The 24,410-nt window shown below is 68.6% G+C and carries 20 protein-coding genes and 1 pseudogene; 13 read left to right on the top strand and 8 right to left on the bottom strand.

The window, feature by feature from the left end:
* Positions 1–117 precede the first annotated feature (117 nt).
* Both RS901_RS20535 and RS901_RS20530 read left to right on the top strand, forming a co-directional pair.
* Entirely contained in the window at positions 118–1,266 is a 1,149-nt protein-coding gene (locus tag RS901_RS20535) for an exonuclease SbcCD subunit D (RefSeq protein ID WP_316155256.1), read from the top strand.
* Positions 1,263–4,323, top strand: a pseudogene (locus RS901_RS20530) (AAA family ATPase). Before RS901_RS20535 ends, RS901_RS20530 begins: the two are co-directional and overlap by 4 nt.
* An 18-nt stretch (positions 4,324–4,341) precedes the next feature.
* Here the strand turns inward: RS901_RS20530 and RS901_RS20525 are convergent.
* Entirely contained in the window at positions 4,342–4,599 is a 258-nt protein-coding gene (locus RS901_RS20525; RefSeq protein ID WP_316155254.1) for a hypothetical protein, read from the bottom strand.
* Between the two features lie 498 nt (positions 4,600–5,097).
* Here RS901_RS20525 and RS901_RS20520 point away from each other — a divergent pair, with 498 nt between their 5' ends.
* The 5 genes from RS901_RS20520 to RS901_RS20500 all read left to right on the top strand — a co-directional run bounded on the left by RS901_RS20520 (position 5,098) and on the right by RS901_RS20500 (position 9,707).
* Positions 5,098–5,760 carry a 3-oxoacid CoA-transferase subunit A gene (locus RS901_RS20520; RefSeq protein WP_042880704.1) on the top strand — a complete coding sequence of 221 codons (663 nt, stop codon included), beginning with the start codon at positions 5,098–5,100 and terminating at the stop codon, positions 5,758–5,760.
* 26 nt (positions 5,761–5,786) lie between these two features.
* Positions 5,787–6,428, top strand: coding sequence for a 3-oxoacid CoA-transferase subunit B (locus RS901_RS20515; protein WP_316155251.1), 642 nt, complete (start codon positions 5,787–5,789; stop codon positions 6,426–6,428).
* A 40-nt stretch (positions 6,429–6,468) separates the two neighbouring features.
* Positions 6,469–7,671, top strand: a complete 1,203-nt coding sequence (gene pcaF, locus RS901_RS20510; protein ID WP_316155249.1) for a 3-oxoadipyl-CoA thiolase — start codon at positions 6,469–6,471, stop codon at positions 7,669–7,671.
* Between the two features lie 90 nt (positions 7,672–7,761).
* Positions 7,762–8,493, top strand: coding sequence for an SDR family NAD(P)-dependent oxidoreductase (locus RS901_RS20505; protein WP_316155248.1), 732 nt, complete (start codon positions 7,762–7,764; stop codon positions 8,491–8,493).
* Positions 8,494–8,699: 206 nt separating this feature from the next.
* Complete coding sequence (locus RS901_RS20500) at positions 8,700–9,707, top strand: Bug family tripartite tricarboxylate transporter substrate binding protein (RefSeq protein WP_013951900.1); 1,008 nt, start codon at positions 8,700–8,702, stop codon at positions 9,705–9,707.
* A 99-nt stretch (positions 9,708–9,806) separates the two neighbouring features.
* On the opposite strand, the gene tcuB is transcribed toward RS901_RS20500, so the two are convergent.
* From tcuB to RS901_RS20485, 3 genes are all read right to left on the bottom strand, one after another.
* Entirely contained in the window at positions 9,807–11,006 is a 1,200-nt protein-coding gene (tcuB, locus tag RS901_RS20495) for a tricarballylate utilization 4Fe-4S protein TcuB (protein ID WP_316155244.1), read from the bottom strand.
* Positions 10,993–12,402, bottom strand: coding sequence for an FAD-dependent tricarballylate dehydrogenase TcuA (gene tcuA, locus RS901_RS20490; RefSeq protein ID WP_316155242.1), 1,410 nt, complete (start codon positions 12,400–12,402; stop codon positions 10,993–10,995). Before tcuA ends, tcuB begins: the two co-directional genes overlap by 14 nt.
* A 111-nt stretch (positions 12,403–12,513) precedes the next feature.
* Complete coding sequence (locus RS901_RS20485; protein ID WP_011616412.1) at positions 12,514–13,440, bottom strand: LysR family transcriptional regulator; 927 nt, start codon at positions 13,438–13,440, stop codon at positions 12,514–12,516.
* Positions 13,441–13,639: 199 nt separating this feature from the next.
* On the opposite strand from RS901_RS20485, the gene RS901_RS20480 reads away from it, so the two are divergent.
* Together RS901_RS20480 and RS901_RS20475 are read left to right on the top strand one after the other, a co-directional pair.
* Positions 13,640–14,626, top strand: coding sequence for a tripartite tricarboxylate transporter substrate binding protein (locus tag RS901_RS20480; protein WP_018312851.1), 987 nt, complete (start codon positions 13,640–13,642; stop codon positions 14,624–14,626).
* Between the two features lie 152 nt (positions 14,627–14,778).
* Positions 14,779–15,957, top strand: a complete 1,179-nt coding sequence (locus RS901_RS20475; RefSeq protein WP_316155237.1) for an FIST signal transduction protein — start codon at positions 14,779–14,781, stop codon at positions 15,955–15,957.
* Between the two features lies 1 nt (position 15,958).
* Here the strand turns inward: RS901_RS20475 and RS901_RS20470 are convergent, their stop codons facing one another.
* A complete protein-coding gene (locus RS901_RS20470) occupies positions 15,959–17,005 on the bottom strand; it encodes a phytoene/squalene synthase family protein (protein ID WP_316155236.1) in 1,047 nt (348 codons plus the stop codon).
* 111 nt (positions 17,006–17,116) lie between these two features.
* On the bottom strand, positions 17,117–17,773 hold the full coding sequence (locus tag RS901_RS20465) for a dienelactone hydrolase family protein (RefSeq protein ID WP_013951907.1): 657 nt from the start codon (positions 17,771–17,773) through the stop codon (positions 17,117–17,119).
* A gap of 157 nt (positions 17,774–17,930) precedes the next feature.
* Between RS901_RS20465 and RS901_RS20460 the strand changes: the two genes are divergently transcribed.
* Together RS901_RS20460 and RS901_RS20455 are read left to right on the top strand one after the other, a co-directional pair.
* A complete protein-coding gene (locus RS901_RS20460; RefSeq protein WP_316155233.1) occupies positions 17,931–18,416 on the top strand; it encodes a histidine phosphatase family protein in 486 nt (161 codons plus the stop codon).
* 137 nt (positions 18,417–18,553) lie between these two features.
* Positions 18,554–19,480 carry a LysR family transcriptional regulator gene (locus RS901_RS20455; protein ID WP_316155232.1) on the top strand — a complete coding sequence of 309 codons (927 nt, stop codon included), beginning with the start codon at positions 18,554–18,556 and terminating at the stop codon, positions 19,478–19,480.
* Positions 19,481–19,483: 3 nt separating this feature from the next.
* On the opposite strand, the gene RS901_RS20450 is transcribed toward RS901_RS20455, so the two are convergent.
* Together RS901_RS20450 and RS901_RS20445 are read right to left on the bottom strand one after the other, a co-directional pair.
* The gene (locus RS901_RS20450) at positions 19,484–21,067 is read right to left on the bottom strand and encodes an aldehyde dehydrogenase (NADP(+)) (protein WP_316155230.1); all 1,584 of its coding nucleotides are present in this window, start codon (positions 21,065–21,067) and stop codon (positions 19,484–19,486) included.
* 262 nt (positions 21,068–21,329) lie between these two features.
* Complete coding sequence (locus RS901_RS20445; RefSeq protein WP_316155229.1) at positions 21,330–22,262, bottom strand: dihydrodipicolinate synthase family protein; 933 nt, start codon at positions 22,260–22,262, stop codon at positions 21,330–21,332.
* 113 nt (positions 22,263–22,375) lie between these two features.
* Here RS901_RS20445 and RS901_RS20440 point away from each other — a divergent pair, with 113 nt between their 5' ends.
* Positions 22,376–23,332 (top strand): LysR substrate-binding domain-containing protein, encoded by a 957-nt coding sequence (locus RS901_RS20440; protein ID WP_316155228.1) that lies wholly within the window; start codon positions 22,376–22,378, stop codon positions 23,330–23,332.
* A 109-nt stretch (positions 23,333–23,441) separates the two neighbouring features.
* Positions 23,442–24,410 carry a tripartite tricarboxylate transporter substrate binding protein gene (locus RS901_RS20435; RefSeq protein WP_316155227.1) on the top strand — a complete coding sequence of 323 codons (969 nt, stop codon included), beginning with the start codon at positions 23,442–23,444 and terminating at the stop codon, positions 24,408–24,410.

The following is a 24,410-nucleotide window of genomic DNA, read 5'->3' as shown; positions in this document are numbered from 1 at the left end:
AATCTGGGGGCGACTGCATGCATGATGCGCGCGCCCGCCTGAACCGTTGCTGAACGGGTGGTCAGGTCGCGACGCATTATGATGCGGGTTTCGCCCTTTCTTCTACCGGATCCCGGATTGCGTTTCCTTCACACCGCCGACTGGCATCTCGGCCGGCTCTTCCATGCGCGCAGCCTGCTGGAAGACCAGGCCCATATCCTCGACCAGTTTGTCGAACTGGTCCGCACCGAACGCCCCGACGCCGTGCTGATCGCCGGCGACGTCTACGACCGCGCCGTGCCGCCGCCCGAGGCGGTGGCCCTGCTTGACGACGTGCTGGGCCGCATCGTCATCGACACCGGTGTGCCGGTGGTGATGATCGCCGGCAACCATGACAGCGCGCAGCGGCTGGAATTCGGCGCGCGGCTGATGCGGGCCCAGGGCCTGCACGTGGCCGGCCGCACGCTGGCCGAGGCTGCCTGCGTGACGTTGCACGACGCCCACGGCGAGGTGCGCTTCTACGCGTTGCCGTATGCGGAGCCTGCCGTGGTGCGCGATGCCATGGGCACCGACCTGCCATCGCATGAAGCCGCGCTGCGAGCACAGCTCGATGCCATCCGCGCGGTGCATCCGCCAGGTGTGCGTGCCGTAGTGGTGGGCCACGCCTTCGTGGTGGGCGGCGCGGCAAGCGAATCGGAACGGCCGCTGTCGGTGGGCGGCAGCGGCGCAGTGGCCGCGGACCTGTTCGCCGGCTTCGACCTGGTGGCGCTGGGCCACCTGCACCGGCCCCAGACGCTGGGCGGCGGGCGTATCCACTATGCGGGCTCGCTGCTGAAGTATTCGCTGTCCGAGTGCGCGCACGACAAGTCAGTGTCGCGCATCGAACTGGGCGCGGACGGTGCCGTCGCCATCACGCCAGTGGCGCTGCAGGCGCTGCGCGACGTGCGCGTGGTGGAAGGCGAATTGGCCGCGGTGCTGGCGGCGGGTACCGATGATCCGCAACGCGATGACTATATCCATGCGCGGCTCACGGATACGGGCGCGCTGCTGGACCCGATGGCCAGGCTGCGGCAGGTCTATCCCAACGCGCTCGCGATCGAACGCACGGTGCTGGCCCGCACCGGCACGGCTTCGGAGGCCGGGCGCAAGCTGCGGCAGCTGGGAACCGGCGAGCTCTTTGCCAGCTTCTTCCGCGAAGTGGCGGATGCCGAGCTGGAACCGGACCAGCGTGCGGTGCTTGACCAGGTGCTGACCGGGATCGCCGCCGCGGACAGGGAGTCGGCATGAGACCGCTGCAATTGACGCTGCAGGCCTTCGGCCCCTTTGCCGCCACCGAGCAGGTTGATTTCACTCGGCTGGGCGAGCAGGCCTTCGTGCTGATCCACGGCCCCACCGGCGCGGGCAAGACCACGCTGCTCGACGCGATTTGCTTTGCCCTGTACGGCGATACCTCCGGCGGCGAGCGCAGTGCGCAGGCCATGCGCAGCGCCAACGCCGCGCCCGCGCTGCGCACCGAGGTGACGCTGGAGTTCAGTCTGGGCGCGCAGCGCTGGCGCGTGGTGCGCTCGCCCGTGCAGGAGCGGCCCAAGCAGCGCGGCGAGGGCTGGGTGACGGAGCCGGCCAAGGCGCAGCTGGACCTGCATGACGGCAACGACTGGGTCAGCAAGGCCAGCCAGCCCGCCAGGGTCAGCGATGCCGTGCGCGACTTGCTGGGCTTCGACAGTGCGCAGTTCCGCCAGGTGATCGTGCTGCCGCAGGGGCGTTTCCGTGAGTTGCTGACAGCCAGTTCGCAGGCGCGTCAGGCCATTCTGGAGCGCCTGTTCCGCACTGAGCTGTACCGGCGCGTGGAAGAGCTGCTGAAGGCCGAGGCCGCCGGCATCCGCCGTGATGCCGAGCGCATCGCCATCCAGCGCGACGAAGCGCTGCGCCAAGTTGGCGTGGAATCGGCACAGGCGCTGGCAGAGGGGGTCGAGGCATTGCAGGCCGAGTTGCTGGCGCTGCAAGGGCAGGAACAGGGCGCGCGCGTCACGCTGGCCGCAGCGCAGGCGGCGTTGGGTGCCGGCGAGCAGGTGGCGGCGCGGTTGCAGGAACGCCAGCAGGCGCAGGCCGCGCACGCGGCGCTGCTGGCGCGCCAGCCAGCCATGGAGGATGAGCGCGCGCGCCTGCACGCCGCCCAGCGCGCCGCGTGTCAGGCCGGCATTGCAGGCATGGCAGGCCGCCCAGCGCGACCAGGCCGCCAGCGCTGTTGCCTTGACGCAGGCCGGCGAGCAGGCTGCGCGCGCCGCGCAACAGGCCACGCAGGCGGCTGCCGCATTGCAGGCCGAAACGGCACGCGCTGAAGCGCGCCAGTCCGCGCGGCGGCAGGCTTCGCAGCTGGCAGACATGCTGCCGCGCGCGCAGCAGCTGGGTGCGCAGCTGGCCGCGCTGCAGGCGGCCGAAGCCAGGCAGGTGGCAGCCGCCACCGCGCGCGAACGCGCCGCCGCACAGCTTGCCACGCGGCAAGCCGATGCCGTTGCCGCGGAGTCCGCGCTGGCGCAAGGCCAGCTTGCCGCGGCGCAGGCACAGGCCACGGCGTTGCAGCTGGCCGCATTGCAGGAACGCGCGCGGCAGCTTGACCGTCATCAGCAAGCTGCCCGGGCGCTGGATGCCGCGAACGCACAGGCGGCCACTGCCGCCGCTGCCGAACAGCACGCCCTGCGCCAGCGCGAGCAGTGCCGCGCCGCGCTGGCCGAAGCGGAAGCCGCCTGGCGCGCCGGACAGGCCGCGCGGCTGGCTGCAATCCTGGCAGCGGGAGATGCCTGCCCGGTCTGCGGCAGCACCGCCCACCCGGCACCGGCGCAGCATGTGGCGGCGCCGCTGTCGGACCAGGCGCTGGAGCAGGCCCGCCACGCCGCGCTCGAGGCCGAATCCCATGCGGTGCGCAGCGCCGGCCAGCATCAGGCGGCACAAGCCGCCATTGCCCAGGCGCGCGAGCGGCTGGACGAACTGGCGCAGGCGCTGGGCGAGGTCGGCGACGAATCCGCCCGCAAACTGAAGGCGGAGATCACGGCGCTGGAAGCGGCATTGGCTGAAGGCCGGCTAGCGGCGGCAAGCCTTGCGCAACGTGAAGCCGCCATCGCTAGTTGCCGCACGGCGCTCGCCGCGGCGGACGCCGCCAGCCGCGATGCCGCCGCCGCCGCCGAGGCCGCTGCCCAGGCGCTGGCCCACTGCCGTGGCGAATGGCAGGCCGCCAGCGCGCAGGTCCCTGAGGATTCACGCGACCCCGTGGCGCTGGGCGAGGCCCTGCGCCAGGCGCAGGCCATGCTCGCCGCGCTGGAACAGGCGCTGGCCGCTGCGCAGGCGGCCGAGCGCCAGGCTGCGGCGGACGCAGCAGGGGCACAGGCCGGACTGGTTTCGGCACAGCAGGCGCAGGCGCAGGCGGCCAACCGCCTGGCCGATGCCGAAGCCGCGCTTGCGCAGGCGCTCGCGCAACAAGGCTTTGCCGATGAGCCGGCCCACGCCGCCGCCTGTCTTGGCGACGATGCCATGCAGGCGCTCGACGCGACGCTGCGCGCGTTCGATACCCAACTGGCCACAGCCGCCGACCGGCGCGAACGCGCCGAGGCCGCCGCGCTAATGCTGGACGCGCCGGACCTGGACGGCCTGCGCGCAGCGCTGGATGCGTCGGCAGCCGCGGTGGAAGCCCTGGTCCGGCAACAGGCCGAGCGCGGCCGTTCGCGCGACACGCTGCTGCAATGCCAGCTGCGCCTGCAGCAGCTCGATGCGCAGGGGCGCGACATCGAGGCACGCTACGCGGTGCTGGGCCGGCTGGCCGAAGTCGCCAACGGCAACAACCCGCGCCGCATGACCTTCCAGCGCTTCGTGCTGGCCACGCTGCTCGATGAGGTGCTGGAAGCCGCGTCGGCGCGCTTGCTGGCGATGAGCCGTGGCCGCTATGTGCTGCAGCGCGTGCGCGAGCAGGCCGACCAGCGCAGTGCGGGCGGACTGGATATCGAAGTATTCGACCACGATACCGGCGCGGTGCGGCCGGCCAATACGCTGTCAGGTGGCGAGGGCTTTCTCGCGTCGTTGTCGCTGGCGCTGGGGCTGGCCGACGTGGTGCAGTCGCGCGCAGGCGGCATCCAGCTCGATACGCTGTTTGTCGACGAAGGCTTTGGCACGCTCGATCCCGAGAGCCTGGACTTCGCCATCCGTACGCTGCTGGACCTGCAGCAGGCAGGGCGGCTGGTCGGGATCATTTCGCACGTCACCGAACTGCGTGAGCGCATCGACGTGCGTTTGGAGGTGCGCCCCGGGGTTGGCGGCAGCCGGGTACTGTTGACGGGTGTGGCGGCACCCGCGTAGTGCGGCGTGACTTCCCCGTCAGGCGACAAATACCTGGCGGCAACGAATCGCCATGACTTGCGCTTCAAACGCGCGGGCGGCTGCCCGGGCCAGGCGCGCACGGCGTGACAGCGGGGGCGGGCGGGATGGCAAGTCGGCGCCTGCCGGGGCGGGCGCGGGGGATTGCAGTCGATCCTTGCGGGGTTTCAGTCCCCAAGCCTGCTGCGTGACATGCAGGATGCGCGCAAGCGCCACTGCATGGGGCGTGGATGAAAACGGGACGTGGACGGTGGCCATGATCGGGCTCCTCGTTCTTGTTTGTTGCCAGGGCTGCCCTGCGCAGCCGGGTGGTCCGGTGGCTGCTGTGCGGGTCTTGCCTTGCCTGATTCCACAATAGCCCGCGCGGCCCCTGGGCCATATCGAGTGCGAGCCGATTGTGATGTCGGCCCCGTCCTACACACGGGGCCTGCCCGTCACCCGCGCGCGCTTATCGCACAATCTGGTTGGCCGACCGCCCGGTCGGCTTGACCGTCGCCGACGCGCAGGTGTAACCTGTTCATTCTGCGAATTCAAGTTCGATTAGCGAACATTGCGCTAGACTCGAGCAAGCGGCTGGTACAGCCGCCACAACACTACGCAGGCTGCTGGACCGTTCAACGGGCGGCAAACGCGGCGCAAAAGCCGCGGGGCCGAGACGAACATCCTTTCCGGCAGGACTATCGGAGACAGTCCTTCATGCGCCGCGCCTTGCGGCCCGCTCCGGTGGCCTGGCGGATCTTCCGACCTGGAACGCAAGTGATCAACAAGCTATACGACTCGGTGGAAGCGGCGGTCGCCGGCATCCACGACGGCGCCACCATCCTGATTGGCGGCTTCGGCCTCGCAGGCATGCCCGCGGAACTGATTGACGCGCTGATCGAGCAGGGCGCGCGAGACCTCACCATCGTCAACAACAACGCCGGCAACGGCGACACCGGGCTGGCCGCGCTGCTCAAGACCAAGCGCGTGCGCAAGATCGTGTGCTCGTTCCCGCGCCAGGCGGATTCCTACGTATTCGATTCTCTCTACCACGCGGGCGAAATCGAGCTGGAACTGGTGCCGCAGGGCAACCTGGCCGAGCGCATCCGCGCCGCCGGTGCCGGCATCGGCGGCTTCTTCACGCGCACCGCGTACGGCACGCCGCTGGCCGAAGGCAAGGAAACGCGCATTATCGACGGCCAGGGCTATGTGTTCGAAACCCCGATCCACGCCGACTTCGCGCTGATCAAGGCCGACACCGCCGACCGCTGGGGCAACCTTACCTACCGCAAGACCGCGCGCAACTTCGGCCCGATCATGGCGATGGCCGCCAAATGCGCCATCGTGCAGGTCAGCCGAGTGGTCGAGCTGGGCGAGATGGATCCCGAACACATCGTGACGCCGGGCCTGTTCGTCAAGCGCGTCGTCAAGGTCGCCTGAGCGCGACAGGCAATAGGAGAACTGAGATGCAACGCCTGACCCGCGATCAGATGGCCGCCCGTGTGGCCAAAGACATTCCCGAGGGTGCCGTGGTCAACCTCGGCATCGGACTGCCGACGCTGGTTGGCAACCACCTGCCCGCCGACAAGGAAATCCTGCTGCACAGCGAGAACGGCCTGCTGGGCATGGGCCCCGCGCCCGCCCCGGGCGAAGAAGACGGCGACCTGATCAACGCCGGCAAGCAGCCGGTGACGATCAAGGCGGGTGGCTCCTACTTCCACCACGCGGACTCGTTCGCGATGATGCGCGGCGGCCACCTGGACTTCTGCGTGCTGGGTGCGTTCCAGGTCTCCGAGAAGGGCGACCTAGCCAACTGGCACACCGGCGCGCCCGGCGCCATCCCCGCCGTGGGCGGCGCGATGGACCTGGCCATTGGCGCCAAGCAGGTGTTTGTGATGATGGAGCACCAGACCAAGCAGGGCGAGAGCAAGATCGTGCCGCAGTGCACCTATCCGCTGACCGGCATCGGCTGCGTGACCCGCATCTACACTGACCTTGCGACCATCGACGTGACCGCCGACGGGCTGGTCGCGCGCGACCTGGTCGAAGGGCTGAGCTTCGATGAACTGCAGCGCATTACCGGCGTTCCCCTGAAGCTGGCCGCCTGAGCGCCGGCATCACCACACACCAAAACGAGAGAGACACACCATGACCGAAGCCTTTATCTGCGACGCCATCCGCACCCCCATCGGCCGCTACGGCGGCAGCCTGTCCGCGGTGCGCCCGGACGACCTCGGCGCGGTGCCGCTGAAGGCACTGATGGCCCGTAATCCGAACCTGGACTGGAAGGCGATTGATGACGTGATCTACGGCAACGCCAACCAGGCCGGCGAAGACAACCGCAACGTGGCACGCATGTCGGCGCTGCTGGCGGGCCTGCCGCAAGAGGTGCCGGGTGCGACCGTCAACCGCCTGTGCGGTTCCGGCATGGACGCCACCGGCATCGCCGCGCGCGCCATCAAGGCGGGCGAAGCCAACCTGATGATCGCCGGCGGCGTGGAAAGCATGAGCCGCGCCCCGTTCGTGATGGGCAAGGCCACCAGCGCGTTCTCGCGCGATGCGCAGATCTTCGACACCACCATCGGCTGGCGCTTTATCAACCCGGCCATGCGCGCGGCCTACGGCGTGGACTCGATGCCCGAGACCGCCGAGAACGTCGCCACCGACTACAAGATCAGCCGCGAAGACCAGGACCTGATGGCCCTGCGCAGCCAGGAAAAGGCATCGCGCGCACAGGCCGACGGCACGCTGGCCCAGGAAATCACCGCGGTCACCATCGCCCAGAAGAAGGGTGACCCGATCGTGGTCGAGCGCGACGAGCACCCGCGCGCCACCAGCATGGAAGCGCTGGCCAAGCTGCGCGGCGTGGTCCGTCCTGACGGCACCGTGACCGCCGGCAATGCCTCGGGCGTGAACGATGGCGCCTGCGCGCTGCTGCTGGCCAGCGAAGCCGGCCTCAAGCAGCACGGCCTGACCCCGCGCGCCCGCATCGTCGGCATGGCCACCGCCGGCGTGGCGCCGCGCGTGATGGGCATCGGCCCGGCACCGGCGTCGCAGAAGCTGCTCAAGCAGCTGGGCATGACCATGGACCAGATCGACGTGATCGAGCTGAACGAAGCGTTCGCCGCGCAAGGCCTGGCCGTGCTGCGTGAACTGGGCGTGGCCGACGACGACAAGCGCGTCAACCCGAACGGCGGCGCGATCGCGCTGGGCCACCCGCTGGGCATGAGCGGCGCGCGCCTGGTCACCACCGCGATGTACCAGTTGCACCGCACCGGCGGCCGCTTCGCGCTGTGCACGATGTGCATTGGCGTGGGCCAGGGTATTGCGATGGTGATCGAGCGGGTCTAAGTCAAGCCTGTTGGAAAGCTGAGGGTGTACTCCCTCTCCCGCAAGCGGGAGAGGGAGCGAGTTAGCGGTAGTTCCTGGAGTGAGCAAGAGATGTCCCTTCCCGTAGCCACGCTCGTGACCGGCGGCAGTTCCGGTATCGGCCGCGCCATCTGTGAAATGCTGCTGGCCGATGGCGTGACCCAGGTGGTCAATGTCGACTATGCCGAACCGGCCTGGTCGCACCCGAACATGACCTTCTTCCAGGCCGACCTGACCGATGCCGAGGCGACCCGCGCCGTGGCCGCGCAGGTGACCTCGCGCTTCGCCGTCACGCGCCTGGTGAACAACGCCGGCGCCACGCGCCCCGGCACCGCCGACACCGCCACCGTTGCCGACCTGGACTACGTGACCGGCCTGCACCTGCAGGCCACGCTGCTGCTGACGCAGGCGTGCCTGCCCGCGATGCGTGCCGCCGGTTTTGGCCGCATCGTCAACATGGCCTCGCGCGCCGCGCTGGGCAAGGCCGAGCGCGTGGTGTACTCCGCCACCAAGGCCGGCCTGATCGGCATGACCCGCACGCTGGCGATGGAACTGGGCGGCGACGGCGTCACCGTCAACGCCGTGGCCCCGGGTCCGATCGCCACCGAACTGTTCCGCAAGAGCAACCCCGAAGGTGCCGAACAGACCAGGCGCATCCTGGCCAGCATCACCGTCAAGCGCATGGGCACGCCGGAAGATGTTGCGCGTGCCGCGCTGTTCTTCCTGTCGCCCGACAATGGCTTCGTCACCGGCCAGGTGCTGTATGTGTGCGGCGGCACCACGCTGGGCGTGGCGCCGGTGTAAAGACCGCGCGTCCCAGGCACCCGCATTCAAACATTCAACAAGAAGAGACGTTAGCCAAGCGTCACGCATGGCGGCCCGTGGCCGGGCCGCCCACCGGATGCGCGCATGTGTGCGCCATCCGTTCGGGAACGGCAATCAAGCCATTCAGCACAACCTCCCGCGGTACCCAATCACCGCCGGAACGATATAGCACCGGAGCATTACCGATGAGACAAGATTCCCAGACCTCCACTACGCGCCGCCGCCTGCTTGCCGCTGGCGTGGCGCTGGCCACCACCATCGCCGGCTTTGCCGGTGCGGCCCATGCGCAGGGCGGCTACCCGACCAAGCCGATCACCCTGATCGTGCCGTTCTCGGCCGGCGGCACCACCGACATCCTGGCGCGCATCGTCGGCCTGCAGCTGGGCAAGGCGCTCGGCCAGCCGGTGGTGATCGACAACCGTCCGGGCGCGGGCGGCAACATCGGCGCCTCGCTGGCGGCCAAGGCTCCGGGTGACGGCTACACGCTGTTCATGGGCACCATCGGCACGCACGCGATCAACCAGTCGCTGTACTCCAAGCTGCCGTATGACCCGGTCAAGGACTTCGCGCCGATCACGCGCGTGGCAATGGTGCCGAACCTGGTGGTGGTGAATCCCAAGGTGCCGGTCAACAACGTCAAGGAACTGATCACCTACGTCAAGGCCAACCCGGACAAGCTGTCGTACGGTTCGTCGGGCAGCGGCTCGTCGATGCACCTGTCGGGCGAGCTGTTCAATTCGATGACCGGCCTGCATATCCAGCACATCCCGTACAAGGGCAGCGCCCCGGCCGTGAACGACCTGCTGGGCAACCAGATCGGCCTGATGTTCGACAACATGCCGTCGTCGTATCCGCACGTGAAGGCCGGCAAGCTGCGCGCCATCGCCGTGACTTCGGCCAAGCGCTCGCCGGCGCTGCCCAATGTGCCGACCGTGGCCGAGTCGGGCGTGCCGGGCTATGAAGCCACCTCGTGGTTCGCGCTGTACGCCACCGGCGGCACGCCGCAGCCCATCGTCGACCGCCTGAACGCCGAAGTGGTGAAGATCCTCGCCATGCCGGAAGTGAAGAAGCAGATGGCCGACCAGGGCGCCGAACCCAATCCGGAAAAGCCGGCCCAGCTGGCCGCGTTCATGAAGTCGGAAACGGCCAAGTGGGCGAAGGTGGTGAAGGCTTCGGGCGCTACGGTGGATTGATTCACATCCCGGCTGCGCCAAAGAAAAGCCGGTCCCTGTCGGGGGCCGGCTTTTTGTTTATGCGTGGGCGGGGACGGCTCGTGCGGGCATGTCTGCCACTCAGTCGCTGCCAAGCTGCAGCTTGTTCTTCTGCCGCTTCTCGATCGCGGCCTTGAGCAGCGCCGCACTGCGATAGATGCCGTGTGCGAACTTGCCATACGGCAGCGTCGCAAACAACGCCATCACCACGCCAAGGTGGACCGCCAGCAGCAGCGGCATCGCCGCCGTGCCGCGCCCGGCCAGCAACCCCAGCCCGGTGGCGCTGGTCAGCAGCAGCAGCGCGATAAAGCCGCGGTCCATCGGCCGCTGCCGGGCATCCCCATGCATCGGGTGTCGGCGCAGGTTCAGCCACAGCAAGCCGGCCGGGCCCACCAGCAGGCCCGCGCCGCCGGCGGTGCCCAGCAGCACCGGCAGGCTCGTGACCGGGTAGGGCGCATGCCAGCCCAGCAGATAGTGGTAGCCGGTCGCCACCACTGTCGACGCAAAGCACAGCATGAAGCCGTAGAACGTGAAATGATGGAAGCGCCGCCGTGCCAGCGTGAAGCGGTCGCTGGCCTCGTTGCAGCCGTCGCCGTGGCCGCCATCGAGGTAGGTGAGTGCCAGCACGTTCCGGGCGGCCTCGGCCACGGCGGGTGCCGACGCTGTGCCGGCCGAAACCTCGCGCCAGAAGCGGCGCACGCCCAGTCCAAGCGCGAGCACGGCAAAGCCGAACACCCCGCCGAACAATGCCGCCAGCGTGTTGTGCGGGAATACCGCATAGAAATTGCCGCCCGCATGCGTCTGCCACAGCGCACCGCCCAGCGTGGCGGCCAGCACCAGGAACAACGCCAGCCCGAAGGCCAGCGCCACCGATACCGTGAGCCCGTTGCGCTGGTACAGCTTGCCCAGCGGCGCGGGCCACGCATATTCGCTATAGGTTTCCAGCCGCACCTTTGCCATGGCCTGCGGCACATTGACGCCGAAGTCGTGCGGCGGCGCGTACTGGCAGGCGTGGTAGCAGGCGCCGCAGTTGTGGCACAGGTTGGCCAGGTAGTTGACGTCGGCCTTGCCGAACTCCAGCCGGCGGGTCATGGCCGGGAATACCGCGCAGAAGCCTTCGCAGTAGCGGCAGGCATTGCAGATCTGCATCTGCCGGGCGACTTCGGCCTCGTTGTTGGTCAGCGGCAGCACGCGGATGACGCGGGATTGCGACGCCGGGGCGGCAGCGTCCTGCCCGGCCAGCTGCGCGGCCTCGCGCGCCAGGGCCTCAAGCTTCTGCATGGACAGCTCCCGTGTTGATGCCTGCCGCCAATGCAGCCTGCGTGCCCGCGATGCGCCCGAAGGCCGTGCCGATCGACATGCCGACACCGGCGGTGTATCCCTTGCCCAGCACGTTGCCGGCCATCATTTCTCCTGCCACGAACAGATTCCCGCTTGGCTTGCCGCCAAAGTGCACCTGGGCGCGGTCGTTGACCTTGAGCCCCAGGTAAGTGAAGGTGATGCCCGGGCGCAGCGCGTAGCCGTAGAACGGCGCCTGGTCGAGCGGCCTGGCCCAATGCGTCTTGGCCGGTGCCAGGCCTTCGGTGTGGCAGTCGTCCAGCGCGGTGTGGTCGAAGGTGCCGACGCGGCAGGCGGCGTTGTAGTCCTGCACGGTCTGCACGAACGCCGCTTCCGGCAGCCCCAGCTTGCGCGCGAGCTCAGGCAGCGTGTCGGCCTTCTCGCCGGGAAACACCGGCGGCATGAAGCGGCCGATGGCCTTGCTGTCGATGATCGAATAGCCGGTCTGCCCGGGCTGCTGCGCCACCAGCCGGCCCCAGATGGCGTAGCGCTTGGGCCAGAAGTCCTCACCCTCGTCATAGAAGCGCACGGCGTCGCGATTGACCACGACGCCCAGCGACACGCAATCGATGCGCGTGCAGATGCCGCCGTCGTACAGCGGCGCGCGCGCGTCGATGGCGACACAGTGCGATTGCGACGGGTCGCCGATGGCATCGGCGCCGGCATCGATCATGTGCCGCAGCAGCACGCCCTGGTTGAAGCGCGTGCCGCGGATCAGGAAGTTGTCGGCGGGCCATTCGCCACGTTCGTTCTGGCCCCAGGCTGCGCGCAGCCATTCGCGGTTGGATTCGAAGCCGCCCGCGGCCAGCACGCAGGTGCGCGCGGTGAAGCGCTGGCTGCCGCTGCGCGCGGCGACGAAGCGGTCGCCGTCCAGCTCGATCGCATCCACCGGGGTTTCATAGCGGACCTGCACGCCCATCGCTTCGGCGCTGCGGTAGTACGCGTTGACCAGCGCCTTGCCGCCGCCCATGAAGAAGGCGTTGGTGCGCGCCACGTGCATCGCACCCGACAGGGGCGGCTGAAAGCGCACGCCATGCCTGCGCATCCACGGCCGGCAGGTCGATGACGCGCGGATCACCAGCCGCGCCAGGTGTTCGTCGGTGATGCCGCCGGTGACCTTGAGCAGGTCCTGCCAGTACTCTTCCTCGGGATAGGCATCGACCAGCACGTCTTGCGGCGCGTCGTGCATGCAGCGCAGGTTGCGCGTGTGCTGGGAGTTGCCGCCGCGCCAGGCGCGCGGCGCGGATTCGAGCAGCAGCACCGAGGCCCCGGCTTCGCGCGCCATCAGCGCCGCGCACAGGGCCGCGTTGCCGCCGCCAATTACCAATACGTCGACCATGGGGATTGTCTCCTTGCTGGCGCCATCTTGGCGGGCAAGGCGGGCGGGCGCCAGCAGGGGCGCGGCAAGGGGGCTTCAGCTTTCGTGAAGCCCGGCCGGGGCACAGCCGGCTCAGCGCGGGCGCAATGTGGCGCCGGGCCAGCGCCCCTCGCGCACCAGCGTGGTGGCGACGTCGGCCAGCACCACGCGCGCGGCCAGGCCCGCCGGCGACAGTTCATCGTCGGACAGGCTGACCAGCAGGTTGGGCCGCGTGGCGCCAGCGTCGGTGACCAGTATGCTGCGGTAGGGCGTGCCATGGCTGCGCGCCAGCGCCGCGCCCGGCTGGATGGTGGCGCCCAGGCCACCGCGCACGGCGTCCATCAGGATCGCCAGCCCGTCGATCTCCGCCACCACCTGGGGCTCACGCTTCGCCTGGCGAAAGCAGGCGGCGACCAGCGCGCGCAGCCCATGCGAGCCGCTGGGCAGGATCAGCGGCAGCTTGCCCAGTGCCGCCACCGAGGTCTGCTCGCCGCGCGGCATGCCGGCCAGCCCCTCGGCGCCGATCACGAACAGGCGCTCATCGAGCAGCGGCAGCACGCTCCAGCGCTGTGCCGGCTCCTCGCTGAACAGCACCGCCAGGTCGATCTGGCGCGCGCTCAGCATCGTGCCGAGGTAGCCGGACAGGCTCTCTACCATGCGCAGCCGCACGTCGGGGTAGCGCTCGCGCATGGCCTGCATGAAGGGCAGCGCCAGCACCGCGGCGGTGCTGGGCGGCAGGCCCACGCTGACATGGCCCGACAGGCGCGCCTGCCGCGCGGCCAGCGCGGCATCGTCGATATGGCGCAGCGCCAGCTGGGCCTGGCGCCAGAAGGCCAGCCCGGCGTCGGTGGCGACCACGCCGGTGGAAGTGCGCTGCAGCAGCCGCGTCGACAGCTCGCTCTCCAGCCGGCTGATCTGCTGGCTCAGCGCCGACGTGACCACGCCCAGCTCCAGCGCCGCCTTGCCCATGCTGCCATGCTCGATCACGCTGACGAAGTAGCGCAGTTGCCTCAGTTCCATGTCGCGTCCCCGCTGCCGCAATTTGCCCGCATGGTAGCGGAAAACCTGCCGCAGTTCACGAATCCTGAAGACCCCTTAACGCCCACCCGATGGCGCGCTTGCCAGCGGCTGCGTAGATTCGCACCGGTCAGAAACGGGCGGAAGCGACGCTACGCAGCCGCCATTCCATAACAACATGACTTCCCGCAAAGGAGACTGCATGACAACCGTTTCGCGCATGCGCCGCGCCGTGGTGGCCGGCCTCGCCGGTGCCGCTGTGCTGGGCGCGCCCGCCGCGTTCGCCGCGGACAACTGGCCGGCCAAGCCGATCACCCTGGTAGTGCCCTTCGCCAGCGGCGGCACCACTGACATCCTTGCCCGCACCATCGGCCAGAAGCTGGGCGAGGCGCTGCAGCAGCCGGTGGTGGTGGACAATCGCCCCGGCGCCGGGGGCACCCTTGGCGCGGCCAACGTGGCGCGCGCGCCGGCCGACGGCTACACCTTCCTGCTGGCCACCGTCGCCCACACCATGGCGCCGGCCATCTACAAGAGCCTGCCCTACGAATTCACGCGCGACCTCGATCCGGTGGGCCTGGTGGCGCTGACGCCCAATGTTCTGGTGGTCAATCCTGCTATCCCGGTGAAGTCCGTGTCCGACCTGATCGCCTATATCAAGGCGCATCCCGGCAAGGTCAACTACGGCTCGGCCGGCATCGGCAGCACCGAGCACCTGTCCGGCGAGCTGTTCCGCGCGCTGACGGGCACCGACATTGCGCATGTGCCATATAAGGGCGGCGCGCCAATGATGACTGACCTGATCGCAGGCCAGATCCAGATGGCGATCGAGACCAGCCCGTCGGCGTCGCAACACGTGCGCAGTGGCAAGGTCCGGGCGCTGGCGGTCACCACAGCGAAGCGTTCCGCCGCCTATCCCGGTGTGCCGACGCTGGCGGAGAGCGGCGTCAGGGGCTACGAAGTCACCACGTGGTTCGCGCTGATGGCGCCGCGCGGCACGCCCGCGGCGATCGAGCAGCGCGTATCGGCGGAGCTGGGCAAGCTGCTGAAGGCGCCGGAGGTGCAAAAGCGGTTTGACGAGCAGGGCGTGACCGCTGGCGACATGACGCCAACGCAGCTTGCAGCGTTTATCCGCGCCGAGACCGACAAGTGGGGCAAGGTGGCGCGGGAATCGGGGGCGAAGGCGGAATAGCGGCCTCGCTCACAGGAGCGGCGCTGGCGTTACAGAAGGAGATTGTGCAGGAGCGGCTGCGGCAGGCTACCGGCCGCCAGAACGGGGGCTGAACACCCCCTGCCGGCCAGGGTCCAATGGATGTCGCCAGCCTGAATACGGAGGAACCCACCATGCATGACCTTTCCTTCGTTCACGCTGACGCGGCCCATGTCGAGTGGCAGGTCGCGCTGGCAGACTGCCAGCGCCAGCTGGACACGCAGGATTTCCTGCGCCAGGCGAAGGCAGACAACGCGCCGCCGCTCACGCTCGGCTGGTGCTACCTGAGCGACTACTACGCGCTGGCCGCCGAGGCCATCCTTGCCGCGCTGCAGCAGAACTGGCCCGGCGTGTCCTGGGTCGGCACGGTCGGGCTGGGCGTATCCGCCAGCGGCAAGGAGTATTTCGACGAGCCGGCCATGGTGCTGATGGCGGCGCCGTTTCCGCGCGATGCCTTCCAGCTGTTTTCGGGGCGCCAGCCCTTGCCGCCGGCGTCTTCCGGCTTCGTTCCCCATACCGCGCTGGTGCATGCCGAGGGCAGCACGCCCGATGTGCAGGACCTGTTGCACGAGCTGAGCGCGCGCACGGCCACCGGTTACCTGTTCGGCGGCTTGTCGTCGGCCCGCAACCGTACCTTGCATATTGCCGATGGCGTCTTTTCCGGTGGGTTGTCGGGCGTGCTGTTCGGCCCCGAAATCGAACTGGTCTCCCGCGTCACGCAGGGCTGCCAGCCGATCGGGCCGGTGCGCGCCGTGACGCGCAGCGATCACAACCTCCTGTTCGAGCTGGACGGCAAGCCGGCCCTGGATTGCATCCTGCATGACCTGGGCGTCGAGCGCGACGCCCAGGTGGAGACCATGGCGGAGGCGCTATCCGGAACGCTGGCCGGCTTGAATTCAGCCGCCGACGATGCCCCGGTCCTGCCCGGCAGGTTTGGCTCGGACACGCTGGTGCGCCACCTGATCGGCCTGGACGTGCAGCATCGCATGCTGGCGCTGGCCGACATGGTCGAGCCCGGCATGCGGCTGGCTTTCTGCATGCGCAATGCTGACGCGGCGCGCGCCGACCTGGTGCGCGTCGCCACCGAGATTCGCACAGAGATCGAACACGGCGGCAGCCGCGCACGTGGCGCGCTCTACATCAGTTGCTCAGGCCGGGGCGGGCCGCATTTCGGCGCGCCGCATGCCGAGCTGCAAACCGTACGCCGCGCGCTTGGCGACCTGCCGCTGGCCGGATTCTTTGCCGGCGGCGAGATCGCAAGGGATCACCTCTATGGCTATACGGGGGTGCTGACGGTATTCACCGGCCATTGAATCAGCGAATGACAGCATCGATGTTGCGCATCTGGCGCGCAAACCAGATGCGCAACAGGCTGTTCGACAGGACCATCGGCAGCGAACATGCAATGATCCGATATACCTTGCCGCGCTGCAGGCGGGATGTCTTTGCCGGGTCCAGCCAGTCGTCGTTGCCCACCAGGAGCAGCAGGGTTTCCATGCCGATAAGGACGGGCCACAGGCAAGCCAGCCGCAGCCGGATAAAGTGCGGGGGAATGGCAAGCGTGTAGGCCATCGCCTCGTGAAAGTGGTCAAGCGTCTTGCGCACGAGCTCGCGCATCAAGGCCCGCGCGCGCAGCGAGGCGTCCGGCAGCAGCAGGTCCTGCGGGCTCAAGCCATGCTGGTGCAGCATCGTGGCCGGAAGATAGCAGCGCCCGATGCGCAAGTCCTTGCCGCAGTCGCGCAGGACATTGGTCATCTGCAAGGCCTTGCCGAAGCGGACCCCGCGGCGCAGCATGGTGTCGGGCACGCCGATCGCGCCGGGCACATGGGCGGCAGTCATGCTGGTCCAGAACTCGCCGACGCATCCGGCGACCAGGTACGTGTAACGGTCAAGCTCTTCCGGTTCGCCAAGCGCGACGATGCGGCCGGCGTGTTCATCGGGGAACGTCCGCAGGTCGAATTCCAAGCCTTCGCTCAGGGTCGATACGATCTGCCGTACCGCTTGCTGGTCGTCCGGCTCCAGCTGCGCCAGCACCGCCAGCGCAGGACCAAGTGACTCGAGCAGGATGCGCTCATCCGACTGTTCCTGCCGGCCTGCCACCTCCGCTGCGATGCTGTCGGCCAGCGCTGTGTCCGCTGTTGCACCGTTGACCTGGTCGCGCAACGACAACAGCAGCGCCAGCCGGCGTTGTGGCGGGATCAGCGAGGTATCGGCAATCGTGTCCGCGGCGCGCGCCAGCAGATAGGCCAGGCCGACCGGATCGCGCATATGGACAGGCAGCACGCGCAGCGTCAGATAGAACGACCGCGAGACGCCTTTGAGCAGCGGACCGAGGAGGAACGCCCGGCTGGGGTCGCGCATGGGTGGTGTCCTGTTCCCTGAGAGGTTTGCGAAAGTGACATTGCCCGGGTGGCAGTCAGGCCAGGCCCGGGCATTGTACCTTCGACGCCAGGGGCAGATTGCAGGCCCTGGTCAGGGCGAATCCTTGCCGAGATAACGCTCAAACCACTGCGCTGCCAGGCGAGCGACCGATTCCAGTGCGCCGGGCTCTTCGAACAAATGGGAGGCGCCGGGCACGATCACCAGTTTCTTGGTGCATGTCAGCTGGGCATAGGCCGACTCATTGCGTTCCAGGACGCTCAGATCCAGTCCGCCGATGATCAGCATGGTGGGCGCAAGCAGTTTCGCAAGGGCGTCGGGACCCGCCAGGTCGACCCTGCCCCCGCGCGAAACGACGGCGTGTATTGGGATGGGCGACTGGCACGCGGCACGGATCGACGCGGCGCCACCAACGCTGGCGCCGAAGTAGCCGAACCGCTGTGGCACGGCTTGCTGCCGCGCCACCCAGCTGGTCGCCTGCGCCAGCCGTGTCGCCAGGAGCTCGACGTCGAAACGGATGGCCTGCACCTGGTCTTCCTCAGGCAGGAGCAGGTCCATCAGCAGCGTTGCCATGCCGCAGCGATTGAGCTCCGCGGCCACATATCGATTGCGCGGGCTAAGCCGGGAACTGCCCGTGCCGTGCGCAAACAATACCAATGCGACTGCGCCGGGCGGCAACGTGAGTATGCCTTGCAGGTCCACGCCGCCGGCGGGGATCACAACCTCGATGGCTTCTGAATTGCTCCGCATGGCGCAGTCCTCCGACAGGTGGTGCGTTGACGTGCATCGCGTTGCAATCGCGCCCATCCAAGTCCACTATAGGGCGGGCGTGGCGGCGAGGCCAGTCGCCGTGTGCAGGTCTCCTGACGCGCGCAATCGACATCATTCCTTTGGATCAGGAGGAAACATGAAGACCCTGTTTCTCGTCCGGCATGCCAAGTCAAGTAAAGATGATCCCTCCTTGCCCGACCGTGAGCGCCCCCTGAATGACCGGGGCCGGCACGACGCCCCGGAAATGGGCAAGCGCCTGGCCGAGCGCAAGCTGAAGCCCGACCTGATCCTGTCGAGTCCGGCCCTGCGTGCGCTGACGACAGCGCAACTGATTGCCGACGAGCTCGGCTACGCACGCAAGGACATCGCGCTCGATGACCAGCTGTACGCCACCAGCGCGGAGGAGTTGCTGGCCGTCGTTCGTGCGCTCGACAAGAAGCTCGGTTGCGTGATGCTGTTCGGTCACAACCCCGAGTTCACCGACTTCGCGCATCGCTTGTCGGACGAGATTACCGACATGCCGACCTGCGCCGTCGCCAGATTCAGCTTCGACACAAAGGCGTGGGAGGATGTCGGCGAAATCACCCCCTCGAAAGTCACGCTGGAATCGCCGAAGGAGTAGTCCGATGCCGGCCGCCGTCGGCGTGACAGTGATATCCCCGGCTTGACCATACGGGGCGAAGCGATAAGAATTTGTGATCGCAGGCGAAAGCCTGCCCTCACGCTTCTCTGCCCGCTTCTCTACGCTTCGTCCCACCCATGATCCCACCCGTCAGCACCCTCCACGGCCGCCTGAAAATGCAGCACCTGCGCCTGCTGCTGGCGGTGGAGGAGCGCGGTTCGCTGCGCCAGGCCGCCGAGGCGCTGACGCTGACGCAGCCCGCGGTCAGCAAAATGCTGCAGGACATGGAAGACCTGCTCGGTGTGCCGCTGTTCGACCGCCATGCGCGCGGGCTGCGGGCCACGCGCTTCGGGCTGGCGGCCACGCGCTATGCCCGGCTGGTGTTTGCCGACATGGGCGGGCTGCGCGATGAACTGGTGGCGCTGGAGTCCGGCAAGATCGGACGCGTGCGGGTCGGCGCGGTGATGGCGCCCACGCCGGGGCTGCTTGCCGATGTGATCCGGCAGCTCAATCGCGATCATCCGCGGCTGGAGGTGGCGGTGCACGTGGAGACCAGCGATGTGCTGATGCCGCAGCTTGAACGCGACCAGCTCGATATCGTGCTGGGGCGCGTGCCGGATGGCTGGGACAGCAGCGGGCTGGAATTCGAGCAATTGGGCGACGAGGGCCTGGCCATCGTGGTCGGGCCGCAGCACCCGCTGGCGCGGCGCCGCAAGCTGTCGTTCGAGGAACTGACGGGCTACCCATGGATCATGCAGCCGCGCCCCAGCCCGATGCGCGCGCTGATCGACCGCTCGTTCGAGGATGCCGGCGTGCCGGCGCCGCCGTCGACCATCGAGACGGCGGCGGTGCTGATGACCACATCGTTGCTGGCGGACAGCGAACTGATTGCGGTGTTGCCGGAGTCGGTCGCCGCCTACTACGGCCGGCTTGGCGCGCTGGCGGTATTGCCGCTGCCCCTGCCGCGCAAGCTTGGGCCCTATGGCATCGTCACGCGGCGGGGCCGCCCGCCGACGGCATCGATGAGCCTGCTGATCGATGCGTTGCGGGCGTTGTCGAGGTGAGCCTCAGCCGGGCATGCCTTGGCGCTTGCCGTCGAGGCGCCACGCGTGGCGTTGCGGGCTGTCCGGGCGCAGCGATGCGGGCAGCAGGCCGGGCGGCATGTCCTGGTAGCTGACCGGGCGCAGGAAGCGCGCGATGGCCAGGCTGCCGACCGAGGTGCTGCGGCCGTCCGATGTTGCCGGCCACGGCCCGCCATGCACCATCGCATGCCCGACCTCCACGCCCGTGCCGAAGCCATTGACCAGGATGCGTCCCGCCAGGCGTTCCAGCGCTGGCAGGAAGGTGCGGGCGGCGTCGTGGTCGGCGCCGTCGATATGGAGGGCGGCGGTCAGCTGGCCTTCCAGTGCGTCGATGACGCGCCGCATCTCGGTGAGGTCGCGGCAGCGCACGACCAGAGAGGCGGCGCCGAAGACTTCGTGGCGCAGCGCTTCGTCGGCCAGGAAGGCACCGGCGTCGGTGGCGAACAGTGCGGCCTGTCCCTGCGCAGCCGATCCCGCCGCGCCACGCGCCACGGTCTGCACTTGCGCATGGCTGGCGAGCGTATCGACGCCCGCGCAATAGGCACGATGGATGCCGGGCGTCAGCATGGTCGCAGCCGGCAGCACGCCCAGCCGCGCAGCCGCGGCATGCAGGAAGCGGTCCAGGTCATCCCCCGCAACCGCCAGCACCAGGCCGGGGTTGGTGCAGAACTGCCCCGCGCCCAGCGTCAGCGAATCAGCGAACGCCGTGCCGATGGCTTCGGCGCGATTGGCCAGTGCGTGCGGGAATAGCAGCACCGGGTTGATGCTGCTCATCTCGGCAAACACGGGGATCGGCTCGGACCGTGCGGCCGCGATCGCCATCAGCGCCATGCCGCCAGCGCGTGAGCCGGTGAAGCCGACGGCCTTGATGCGCGGGTCGGCCACCAGCCCTTGGCCAACCTCCAGCCCGGCATCGAACAGCAGCGAGAAGGTGCCTTCGGGCAGGTCCATGTCGTCAACGGCCTTGCGGATGGCGCGGCCGACCAGCTCCGATGTGCCCGGGTGCGCCGGATGTGCCTTGACGACGACCGGGCAGCCCGCGGCCAGGGCCGAGGCGGTATCGCCGCCGGCCACCGAGAACGCCAGCGGGAAGTTGCTGGCGCCGAATACCGCCACCGGCCCCAGCGCGATATGGCGCAGCCGCAGGTCGACGCGCGGCAGCGGCTTGCGTTCAGGTTGCGCGGGGTCGACGCGCAGTTCAAGGAAGTCGCCCTGGCGCAGGAGGCTTGCGAACATGCGCAACTGCCCCACGGTGCGGCCGCGCTCGCCTTCGATGCGGGCGCGCGGCAGGCCGGATTCGCTGGTGCAGCGTTCGATCAGGGCATCGTCCAGCGCCAGGATATTGGCGGCGATGGCCTCGAGGAAATCGGCGCGCCGCTCGGGCGTGGTCTCGCGGTAGGCGTCGAATGCCTGCCACGCCAGCGCGCAGGCCTGGTCGAGCTGCGCGGCCGTGGCGCCGCCGAATGCCGGTTCGAGGGTGGCGCCGCTGGCCGCGTCGATGGCGTGGATGGTGCCATGGGTGCCACGGACAGACTGGTGGCCGATCAGGAGGTCGCCGGTGAGGGTCATGGTTGGTCCTGTGAAGGAGTTGTCAGGCGTGAAGTTCAGAACGGGGGTGGCATGGAATGCGCGGCGACTTCGTGGAGGCTCCGGCCCTCTCCCCAGCCCTCTCCCACAAGCGGGAGAGGGAGCACGCAGTCGGGAGTTTCAAGGACAGTGGTGGTTTCGTACGCTGGAGGTTTGCTCCCCTCTCCCGCTTGCGGGAGAGGGGCGGGGGAGAGGGCAGGCGTCGCTCGATGCGTTGTGCTTCACCACACCACAGCTTCACGACTCACTGCCCCCAGCGCAACACCAGCGGATCCAGCCTCCGCGCGATCTTCAGCAGCCCTTCGCGGGTGGCCGGGTGCATCGGCTGCAGCGGATGGCGCACCGCGTCCGACGCGATCACGCCGCCTGCCTGCATCAGCACCTTGCTGGTGGCCAGCCAGCCTTGCCGGTTCTCGTAGTTGATCAGCGGCAGCCATTGCTGGTAGCGCTGCGCGGCCAGTTCGGCGTCGCCGGCCTGCCAGGCATCGAGGATCTGGCGGATGCCGTCGGGGAACCCCGCACCGGTCATGGCGCCGGTGGCGCCCGCTTCCAGGTCGGCCATCAGCGTGATGGCCTCTTCGCCGTCCCAGGGGCCGACGATGGCGTCGCCACCCAGTTCGATCAGCTCGCGCAGCTTGGCGGCGGCCTGCGGCACTTCGATCTTGAAGTACGACACATTGCCGATCTCGCGCGCCATGCGCGCCAGGAACGGCGCGCTCAGCGTGGTGCCGCTGACCGGCGCGTCCTGGATCATGATGGGAATGTCGATGGCATCCGAGACCGTGGCGAAGAACTCGTAAGTACCGCGCTCGGGCACGCGGATGGTGGCGCCGTGGTAGGGCGGCATCACCATCACCATGGCCGCGCCCGCGTCCTGCGCCGCGCGGCTGCGCTCGGCGCACATGCGCGAGCTGAAATGCGTGGTGGTGACGATCACCGGCACGCGGCCGTCCACGTGTTCCAGCACGGTCTTCATCAGCACGTTGCGCTCGTCGTCGCTCAGCACGAACTGCTCGGAGAAGTTGGCCAGGATGCAGATGCCGTGCGAACCTGCGTCGATCATGAAGTCGATGCAGCGGCGCTGGCCGTCGAGGTCGAGGCCGCCTTGGGCGTCGAAGATGGTGGGGGCCACCGGGAATACGCCGCGGTAGACGGTGGGGGATGGGGTGCGGGTCATGGTCTCCTCCGGCTGCTTATGAATTGGATCGGGCCAATATACGAGCCGCCCTGCGGCCTGTATATTGAAACCTTTCCATCTTGTGATCGCTTTTACGACTCACCGCGTCTGTCATGAAATCCACCCTCGACACCCTGACCGGCCGGTTGCGCATGAAGCAGCTGCAACTGCTGATCGCGCTGGACGAGCATTCCTCCCTGCACCAGGCCGCCGCGGCGATGGCGATGACCCAGTCGGCGGCCAGCAAGTCGCTGCAGGAGCTGGAAGGCATGCTGGAAGCGCCGCTGTTCGAGCGCTCCAAGCGCGGCATGCGTCCCAATGCCTTTGGCCATTGCGTGATCCGGCACGCACGCCAGCTGGTGGCCGACCTGGGCGCCATGTGCGAGGAGGTGGCGGGCATCCGCGCGGGCAGCGGCGGGCGCGTGGCTATCGGCGTGATCATGGGCGCGGTGCCGGAGGTGCTGGTGCCGGCGCTGGCGCAGTTGCGCCAGGCGCAGCCGGAACTGGCGCTGGAGATCATCGAGGACACCAGCCTGCGCCTGCTGGGGCTGCTCGACGACGGCCACCTCGATCTGGTGATCGGCCGCTCGCTGGTCAGCGATGAACCGGCCCGGTACCACTACCACCCGCTTGGCGACGAGCAGGTCGCGGTGGTGGCGGGCCATGCGCATCCGGCGCCGCGCGCGCGGGCGATGGGGTTTGCCGACCTTGCGGGTTATCGCTGGATCACCTATGCCGGCCATATGCCGATGCATGCGCTGCTGCAGCGCGAGCTGGACCTGGCCGGCATGAGCTTTCCCGCCAATGCGATCTCGACCTCGTCGGCCCTGGTCACCGTCGCCATGCTGCAGGGCGACCCCGGGCTGGTGTCGCTGCTGCCGACCGGCGTGGCGGCGATGTTCGTGCGCCAGAAGATGCTGCGCATCCTGCCCGTGCGGCTGCAGTCGCGGCAGCAGACTTTTGGCATCGTGACGCGGCGCGGCGGCGCCTTGTCGGCGGCGGCGCGACAGCTGGTCGCGATCCTGAAGGCCTTGCCGCCAACCGCGCAGCAGGCGGCTGCGGAGGTATAACGCCAAGTGATCGCCAATTCAAAAAACATCAGTGGTGGCGAATCACTGATGCTCCTATAGTCTGCCCATCCGCGCCGCAGAGCCGGACAGCAAAACGACGGAGACAGCAATGAGGACATGGATCGCCGGCGCACTCGCCGGCCTGGCCACGGTGGCGGCAGTAACGGGCAATGCCTGGGCGCAGGACACACGGCCGGTGCGGCTGATGGTGGGCGCCGCGCCCGGCGGCGGCACCGACGTGATGGCGCGCATCGTCTCCGACAAGCTCGCCGCGCAGCTGAAGCAGCCCGTCGTGGTGGACAACCGCCCCGGCGCGTCCAACACCATTGCCGCGGATTTGACCGCCAAGGCGGCGCCGGACGGCAATACGCTGCTGATGGGCGTGGTGACTTCGCAAGCGATCGCCCCGCACCTGCTCAAGCTGCAGTTCGATCCGCTCAAGGACCTGGCGCCGGTGGCGCTGGTGTCGTCGGTGCCCAATGTGCTGGTGGTCAACAACCAGGTGCAGGCGCGCGACGTCAAGGCGCTGGTGGCGCAGATCCAGGCCAATCCGGACAAGTTCCGCTACAGCTCGTCCGGGGTCGGCAGCACCCAGCACCTGGCCGGCGCGTCCTTCGCGCGGCAGATCAAGGGCAAGCTGCTGCACGTGCCGTACAAGAGCAGCAGCAGCGCGCTGGTGGACCTGATGGGCGGGCAGGTGGACATGAGCTTCGAGACCATGCCGTCGGTCATCAGCCATATCAAGGCCGGCAAGCTGCGCGCGCTGGCGGTCACCGCGGACCAGCGCTCGGCGCTGCTGCCCAACGTGCCCACGCTGGCTGAAGCGGGCGTGCCCGGCATCCAGATGAGTGCGTGGTACGGTGTCTATGCGCCGGCCGGCACGCCGCCCGCGACGCTGCAGAAGCTGGGCAGCGCGCTGGCCACGGTGATCAAGGACCCTGACACCGTGCGCCGGCTGGCGGATGTGGGCGCGGTGCCCGGCGCGCTGACCGCGGCGCAGTTCGATGCCTTCTCGCGTGCCGAGTATGTGCGCTATGGCAAGCTGATCGCTGAGCTGGGCGTCAAGCTCGACCAATAA

Source organism: Cupriavidus sp. BIC8F (assembly GCF_032465815.1).
GTDB classification, from domain to species: Bacteria; Pseudomonadota; Gammaproteobacteria; order Burkholderiales; family Burkholderiaceae; genus Cupriavidus; species Cupriavidus necator.
The sequence above is the reverse complement of the archived record's forward strand: the minus strand, read 5'-3'. Positions and strand labels throughout refer to the sequence as shown.